At 66.8% G+C, this 8,202-nt stretch carries 6 protein-coding genes; all 6 read right to left on the bottom strand.

From position 1 onward, the window contains the following. On the bottom strand, nucleotides 1–125 hold a 125-nt coding region (locus ACE039_RS16340), incomplete at its 3' end, for a 3-hydroxyacyl-CoA dehydrogenase NAD-binding domain-containing protein (RefSeq protein WP_485822864.1). Nucleotides 126–180: 55 nt separating this feature from the next. After that, entirely contained in the window at nucleotides 181–1,503 is a 1,323-nt protein-coding gene (locus ACE039_RS16335) for an OmpP1/FadL family transporter (RefSeq protein ID WP_199196817.1), read from the bottom strand. 95 nt (nucleotides 1,504–1,598) lie between these two features. Then, a complete protein-coding gene (locus ACE039_RS16330) occupies nucleotides 1,599–3,533 on the bottom strand; it encodes a 3-hydroxyacyl-CoA dehydrogenase NAD-binding domain-containing protein (protein WP_485822825.1) in 1,935 nt (644 codons plus the stop codon). Further along, nucleotides 3,530–4,825 (bottom strand): acetyl-CoA C-acetyltransferase, encoded by a 1,296-nt coding sequence (locus ACE039_RS16325; protein WP_485822824.1) that lies wholly within the window; start codon nucleotides 4,823–4,825, stop codon nucleotides 3,530–3,532. The genes ACE039_RS16330 and ACE039_RS16325 overlap by 4 nt, the downstream gene beginning before the upstream one ends. A 13-nt stretch (nucleotides 4,826–4,838) precedes the next feature. Continuing rightward, nucleotides 4,839–7,187: an acyl-CoA dehydrogenase gene (locus ACE039_RS16320; protein WP_485822823.1), complete on the bottom strand. Its 2,349-nt coding sequence runs from the start codon at nucleotides 7,185–7,187 to the stop codon at nucleotides 4,839–4,841. A gap of 58 nt (nucleotides 7,188–7,245) precedes the next feature. Then, complete coding sequence (locus ACE039_RS16315) at nucleotides 7,246–7,917, bottom strand: TetR/AcrR family transcriptional regulator (protein WP_105557564.1); 672 nt, start codon at nucleotides 7,915–7,917, stop codon at nucleotides 7,246–7,248. Nucleotides 7,918–8,202: the final 285 nt, after the last annotated feature.

Genomic DNA, 8,202 nt, shown 5'->3' with positions numbered 1-8,202 from the left:
CCTTCGGCGGCCGCCAGGTCGAACAACGTGACGGGCACGCCGGCATTGGCTAGGTGGGCGGCGATCTGCGCGCCCATGACGCCGGCACCCAGGACGGCGACGTGTTTGACGACGAACTTGCTCAAGGGATTCTCCTGGAAAAGCGGGCGGGCGGCTTGGGGCCGGCCCGCCCGTGCAAGGCTAGAAGCGGGACGACAGCTGCAGGCCGAAGATGTGGCCGCTGCTGTCATAGGTGCCCGCGACGCGGCCCTTGGATAGCTGGCTGCCGGACGTCGTGTCGATGTCCGTCTTGCGCAGGTATAGATAGGTGTAGCCCAGATCCAGCGTGGTGCTCTTGGTGGCTTGCCACTGCACGCCCGTCGAGAACCAGTAGCGGTCGTTGTCGGGCAGAGAGGTCGGACGGTCGGCTTCATTGTGGACCGGAGACTGGTCGTAGGCCACGCCGAACTTCCACTTCCAGGCGGGAGCGAACTTGTAGTTCGCGCCCACGGCGACGCGCCACGTGTCGCGGAAATTCAGCGGCAGTTCGTCGTCGCGCGCGCCGGCGCCCGAGTTGCGGATCTTCAGTTCGGGGATGCTGCTCCAGCCCGTCCACGACACGTCGCCCAGCAGTTCCCAGCGTTCGTTGAGCTGATGCGTGCCGCTCAAGATAAGCGTATCGGGCAAGTCCACCGAGGCCTTGGCGTCGAAGGACACCGACTGCTTGCTGGGGCCGATGCTGGTGATGTCGGTATCGCCCTTGGCCGTGTGCTTGATCTTCGAGCGGTACGACAGGCCGATGCGCGTGTCTTCCGTCGGCTGCAGCATGAAGCCGATGTTCCAGCCCCACGCGTCGCCCTTCAGGTTCAAGTCGGCGTCGCCGTTGGTGGCGACCGGCAGGCCGGCGATCGGCACCACCGTCTTTTTCTTGTAATTGGCATCGATGTGCTGCCAATTCACGCCGAAGCCCATCGAGAACTTGTCGTTGACCTTGTAGGCGATCGACGGGTTCACGTTGATGGTCTTGATCTCGAACTTGTTGGAGTGATATTGGCCGACCCAACCGTCGTCGTATTCGGTCATCAGCCCGAACGGGGCGCCGACGCCCAGGCCGATGTACCACTGCTCGTTCAGTTGCCAGGAAGCGTAGAGGTTGGGGACGACCCCGAGGTTGCCGGCGTCGCCGCCATTGCCGCCGGTGGGCACCGACCCGTTCAAGCCCGATCCGGGAATGCCTGGCACGCTGGGATTGCGGCTATTGCCATTGTCCGAGAACTTGAACGAGGGCTTGATCAAGTTGACCCCGCCCGAAAAGTTGATGCCAGGCAGATACGTCATGCCTGCCGGGTTGTAGTAGATGATGCTGGCGTTTTCCGGATTTGCCGCCGAGCCTGCGTACGCGTTGCCCAAGCCGCTGGCGTTCTGCTCCAAGAGCTGAAAGCCGGCGGCATAGGACGTTGCGGATGCGCCCAGGCCGACCACAAGGGCCGACAAGGTGCTCAGGGACAATGAACGTCTGCGCATGGTACTGCCTCCTCGAGTTGGATGTATGTCTCTATTCCACTGCCGGTTTTCTTGTCGATCCGGTCTAATCGGCGTGAGCCGTTTTACTGCTGTGCCTAGGGGTTGCTACGTTGGTAATGCAAGGGTCCGCCCGTGAAGGGGGCGAATCCGGTTCCGAAAATCACGCCGGCGTCGGCCAGGTCGGCGTCGGCGACGACGCCCGCCTCCACGCGCTGCCGGGTGGCGTCCACAAGCGGCTGGATCAGGCGCTCTGCCAGGCCCGCCGGGGCAGCCGCCGGGGTGGCCCCGGTGTGCTTGACCGGCTTGCCGTCGCGCCAGGTATAGAAGCCCTTGCCGCTTTTCTTGCCGAGATCGCCGCGGGCCAGCCGTTCGGCCAGGCAACGCGGGGGTTCGGCGCCACCGGCCAGTTCGTCGCCAGCGGCGCGCGCGATGTCCAGGCCGACGGTGTCGGCGAGTTCCAGCGGCCCCATCGGCATGCCGAACGCCACCATGGCGGCGTCGACCGTTTCAGGCGCAACGCCGTCGTCCACGCTGCGCATCGCCTGCAACAGGTAGGGGGCCAGCACGGCGTTGACCAGGAAACCGGGCGCGCTCTTGACGGGTAGCGCCAGCTTGTCGATCTGGCCGACGAAGGCGCAGGCGCGCGCCAGCGCATCGCCCGCGTCGCCGTCGGCATGCACGACTTCCACGAGCGGCATCTTGGCGACCGGGTTGAAGAAGTGGATGCCGATCAGCCGCGTGGGGTCCGCCAAGCCGGTGCGCAGGGTTTCAAGCGACAGGCTGGACGTGTTGGTGGCCAGCAGGGCGCCGAGTTTCATGCGCGGTTCCAGCGAGCGGTACAGCGCGCGCTTGGCCTCCGGCTGTTCGCTGATGGCTTCGATGACGACGTCGGCCAGCGGCACGCCGCCGCCCGCCGGGTCGGGAATCAGGCGGTCGAACGCCGCCCGCGCCAGGCGCGGGTCTTTCAGGCGGCGCGCGTACAGCGCCGCCGCGCGCTGGACGGCGGGGGCGATGCGGGCCATGTCCTGGTCTTGCAAGGTGACGGTCATGCCCTTTAGCGCGCACCAGGCCGCGATGTCGCCGCCCATGACGCCCGCGCCCACGACGTGGACATGGCGGGCGGGCGTGACGCCGGTCTGCTTGCCGTTGGCCTTCAGGCGTTCCTGCAAACGGAACACGCGCAGAAGATTGCGCGCGGTGTCCGATGCAATGATGCCGTCGATCAGGCCCGGCGCCTGCAGGGCGTTGCCGCCGTGCTTTTCCCACAACGTCACGATCGCGGGAGCGGCGGGGTAGTGGCCCTGCGGATCCTTGGCGGCGATCTGCTTGCGGGCGCGATTGGCCACCACGGATTTCAGCGGCCAGCGGTTGGCCCACCCGCCCAGGCCGCGGGCACGGCGCGCGGGCTTGTTCGACAGCACCGTCTGGCGGGCCGCGGCCCGCAGCAGACGGGTCGGCACGCGGGCATCGGCCAGGCCCAGCGCGGCGGCCCGGCGGGCGTCCGCGCCTCGGCCGGTCAACATCATGTCCAGCGCGGCGGGCGCGCCGATCACTTGCGGCAAGCGCAGCATCCCGCCCCAGCCGGGGAAGATGCCCAACATGACTTCGGGCAGCGCCAGCGACGTGCCAGGTTCGTCGGCAACCAGCCGATAGCGGCAGGCCAGCGCCAGTTCCAGCCCGCCACCCAGGCAATGGCCCTGGATCAGGGCAAGCGTGGGATAGCGCACGGCGGCCAGGCGGTTGAACAGGTTCCAGCCGCGGGCCACCAGCGCGCGGCCTTGCTCGGGCGTGTCCAGGCTGGCGAATTCATTGACGTCGGCGCCCACGATAAAGCCCGTGGCCTTGCCGGATTGGATGATCAGGCCCTTGGGCGGCGCGGCGTCCAGCGCGTCCAGCACCACGGCCAGCTCGGTCATGGTGTCGGCCGACAAGGCGTTCACGGCGCTGCCGGCGCGGTCGAACGTCAGCCACGCCACGTGATCGGCATCGCGTTCCAGGCGCCAGTGGGAGAGCGAGTCCAGGGTCGTCATGGGCGGTCCTCGTCCAGGGTTTCAACCAGCATTGCGCCGCCTTGACCGCCGCCGATGCAGATGGCCGCCATGCCCCGCCTGGCGCCGCGACGCTTCAGGGCATCAAGCAGATGGAGCACGATGCGGGCGCCGGAAGCGCCCACCGGATGTCCGATCGCGATGGCGCCGCCGTCCACGTTGAGCTTGCCGGGGTCGAGCGACCCCCATGCTGGCGTACCGAAGTGCGCTTGGCAATAGGCATCGTCGCGCCAGGCCGCCAGGCAGCCTAGCACCTGGGCGGCAAAGGCCTCGTTGATCTCCCACAAATCCAGGTCATTCAAGCCCAGGCCGTGACGTTGCAGGATCGGCGTGGCCGCATGGACCGGCCCCAGGCCCATCTGCGCCGGATCCAGCCCCGCCCACTGGCTGTCGACGATGCGGCCCAGCGGGCGCAGGTTCCATTTGGCCACGGCTTCTTCCGACGCCAGCACCAACATGGCAGCGCCGTCGGTCACCTGAGAGCTGTTGCCGGCGGTGATGTTGCCCCAGGGCTTGTCGAACACGGGCTTGAGTTTGGCCAGCCTCTCTGGCGTGGAGTCTTCGCGCACGCCATCGTCATCGGGATACAGCTTGCCCTGCGTGTCGATTAACGGCGTGATTTCGGTCATGATGCCCGCGGCGCGGGCCGCCAGCGCGCGCTGGTGGCTGCCGGCGGAATAGGCGTCCATGGCCGCGCGGTCGATGCCGAAACGGGTGGCGATGTTCTCGGCGGTCTGGCCCATCGACAGACCCACGACGGGGTCGGTCAAGCCTTTCAAGAGGCCGATGACCGGCGCAAGGTTCTTCAGCCTGAAGCGGCGCAAGGCAGCCAGTTTGGCGCCGATGCCGCGGGCCGCGTACCAGCCGGCAAGCCAGCGCACCATGTCGTCCGAGAACAACAGTGGCGCGCGCGAGAGGGCGTCCGTGCCGCCCGCCAGCACCAGCGCCGAACGGCCGGACTGGATGTTGGCGATGGCTGAGTCCAGCGCTTGCATGCCCGAGGCGCAATTGCGCATCACGGTCCAGCCGGGCACGGTGTTGCCGCAGCCCAGGCGCAGCGCGATGTCGCGGCCGATGTTCACTTCGTCGGGAGAGGGCGCGGCGCAGCCCACGATGACCTCGTCCAGGTCGGTGGGCGCGAAGGGCTGGCGCAGCAGCAGGCCGCGGCCGGCCTGCACGGCAAGATCACCCGCCGAGAAGGGGCCGGGCCCCGTGCGCGCTTTCAGGAAGGGCGTACGGGCGCCGTCGACGACGTAAACCGGTTTGAATGCCATCGGTTCCCTCCTCTTAGGCGACCTTGCGTTCGGCAGCGGGCCTGGCTGCGTCGGACGCGCCAAGGTCGAAGGGGAAATCATCCACTTTCACCACGGTATCGCGCAAGCTGTTGCGGCGTTTCACCACGGCATATTCTTCCGCGGTGATGCCGCCGGCGGCGTATGCGGCGTCGGCGATGTCGCGCACGTTGGCTTGGGGATTGCCTTCCAGCGCGCCGCGTTTTTCCAGGTCGCGGATCTTGGCCTCGATGGGTTCGGCCTCCAGCGTGGCGGCCAGGGCCTGTTCGATGGCGCCCACGGGTTCGTCGGCGGAGTCGGGCAGGTGGCAGCCCGCGGTCAGCCGGTCGCGCGTGGCGCTGGGGTTGATCAACAGCCGTGCCACGTCCTGGCCCAACTTATCGGAGGGCAGCGATTGCGTGCGGCCCCACGGGAAGATGATGCGCGCCAGGCTCCAGGCGACGAAACGGTTGGGGTAGTTGTCCAGCACGCCGTCGAAGGCTTCCTGCAGCTTGAACAGCGCGTCCTGGATGGACCAGTGCGCAAGCGGCGCGTCGGCGGCCTGGCGGCCTTCGTCTTCGAAGCGCTTGAGGGTCGCGCTGACCAGGTACATCTGGGACAGCACGTCGCCCAGTCTCGCCGACAGGCGTTCGCGCCGTTTCAGGCTGCCACCCAGCACCAGCATCGAGGTGTCGGCCAGCAAGGCGAAGGCGGCGGAATAGCGGCTAAGCAGCTGGTAGTAGCGCAACATGTCCGGCGCGACATCGGCGTTCACCCTGACGTAGCGGGCGCCCGTCAGCGCGGTGCCCAGCGCGCGTAATTTGTTGCGGACGACAAAGCCGACATGGCCCCAGAACGCCCGATCGAAGTCGGTCAGGCCCTGCTTGCCGTCCGGCGATTGGGCGGCCTGCATTTCAGCCAGCACATACGGGTGGCAGCGGATCGCGCCCTGACCAAAGATGATCAAGCTGCGCGTCAGGATGTTGGCGCCTTCCACGGTGATGCCGATCGGAATCTGCTGGTACGCCCGGCCCAGGAAGTTGCTGGGGCCCAGGCAGATGCCCTTGCCGCCGATGACGTCCATGCCGTCGTTGACGACCTGGCGGGCGCGTTCGGTCACATGGTATTTGACGATCGCCGACACGACCGATGGCTTTTCGCCCAGGTCCACGGCGCCGGCCGTCATGCTGCGCGCCGCATCCATCATGTAGGTGTGGCCGCCGATACGCGCCAGCGCTTCTTCCACGCCCTCGAACTTGCCGACCGGCGTGCGGAACTGGCTGCGCACGCGCGCATAGCCGCCCACGGCGCGGGCCGTCAGCTTGGACATGCCGGTGTTGGACGAGGGCAGCGAAATCGAACGGCCCGCGGCCAGGCATTCCATCAGCATGCGCCAGCCTTGGCCCGCCATGGCTGGGCCGCCGATGATGAAGTCCAACGGCATGAAGACGTCGGTGCCCCGGGTGGGCCCGTTCATGAACATCGCGTTCAACGGGAAGTGACGGCGGCCGGTGTCGACGCCGGGGTGATCGTGCGGTACCAGCGCGCAGGTGATGCCAAGGTCGCGCTTGCCGCCCAGCAGGCCGTCGGGGTCATACAGGCGGAAAGCCAGGCCCAGCAAGGTGCACACGGGTGCCAGCGTGATGTAGCGCTTGTCCCAGGTGACGCGCATGCCGATCACTTCGCGGCCCTGCCATTCGCCCTTGCAAACGATGCCGCTGTCGGGAATGGCCGCGGCATCGGATCCGGCCCAGGGGCTGGTCAGCGCGAAAGCGGGCACGTCTTCGCCGCGGGCAAGGCGAGGCAGGTAGTGGTTCTTTTGTTCGTCGGTGCCGTAGTGCAGCAGCAGCTCGGCGGGGCCGAGTGAGTTGGGCACCATGACCGACACCGCCAAGGCGGACGAGCGCGTGGACAGCTTGGTGACGATTTCGGAATGCGCATAGGCCGAGAAGGCCAGACCGCCATATTCCTTGGGGATGATCATGCCCAGGAAACCCTGGGACTTCAGGTAGTTCCAGACATCGGCGGGCAGGTCATAGCTTTCCTGGGTGACGCTCCAGTCATTGACCATGCGGCAGGCCGTTTCCGCCTGGTTGTCCAGGAAGCGTTGTTCATCCTCGGTCAGGCGCGGACGCGGATAGGCCAGCAGGCGGCTCCAATCGGGCCGGCCCCGGAACAGTTCGCCTTCCCACCAGACCGTGCCGGCTTCCAGCGCATCGCGCTCGGTGTCCGACATCTGCGGCAGGACCTTGCGGTACAGGTTGAAGATCGGCGCCGACAGCAGCGCGCGCCGCAGGGGGCGCACGCCCAGCAAAACGGCGGCAAGAAGCGCGATGGCGGCCAGCGCGATGAGGACTGCGTTCATTTCGTTGTCTCCGTATGTGTTCTGTTCTGTTCCAGCGGCCGCTATGAGGTCGGGACGGCTACGTGCCCACGACGGGCGGCAGCGGCGCGCGCAAGCCGCCCAGCAGGAAACTCATCAGCCGGGGCAGCAGCAGGTCGGGGTTGTCGGGTTGTTCGGCTTCGTCGAGGGTCCATCCCGTGACGGACCGCAGCAGGTCGGTGCCGATGATGGCGTACGACGTGGCGCCGAGCATGAATTGAAAGCGCCACACGATTTCGGCTTTGGGCACGTCGGGTAGGGCGGCGAACAGGGCGTTGCGGTAGCGCTCCAGCACGTCGGCGTATTCCTCGGCGAACAGGGCGCGGATGAAATCGGACGGATCGGTCATGGTCCGTTCAAGCAGCGGCAGGAACGTGCTGCCCGCCTGGGCGGGATCGGCGGCCAGACGCAGCAGGGTGCCGAAGAAGGCGTCCACGATCAGCGACGGCTTCAGGGGCTTGCCGCCGGATTGCGACTCCAGTTCATCCAACAGGCGCAGGCGCTCGCGATTCAGCACTTCCAGGCGGCGTTTGAGCACCGCCTGGACGAGGGACTCCTTGGAGCCGAAGTGATAGTTCACCGATGCCAGATTGACCCCGGCCGCGCCGGTGATCTGCCGCATCGATGTGCCGTCGTGGCCTTGTTGCGCAAATAGCGCCTCGGCCGTGTCCAGGATGGATTCGCGAGTGTTGGGAGTTCTGATTTCTTGCATATGGTTGAATTCAAACGTTCGTTTAAAAACATTATGCGGTAGGGAAGTGCAGTAAGCGAGCCTCGGCAATCCCCAATAGGGTTTACCCGTGACGGCGCTTATGCACCGGTTGGTCTGAACCCTTCAGGTATGAGCGGACCGGGTCAGCTAGATCAGATGGATGAGAGGGCTCGCGCCGAGGGACGACGCGCCCATCGGCCGAAGGCGGGGGGCTTGGCCATTCGTCCTCGGACGGCCGCCCTAGGATGAATGTGGTCTGGAAGCCGCGCGCAAAACGCCGCAGTA

This window comes from Achromobacter maghribensis (assembly GCF_057334215.1).
The sequence above is the reverse complement of the archived record's forward strand: the minus strand, read 5'-3'. Positions and strand labels throughout refer to the sequence as shown.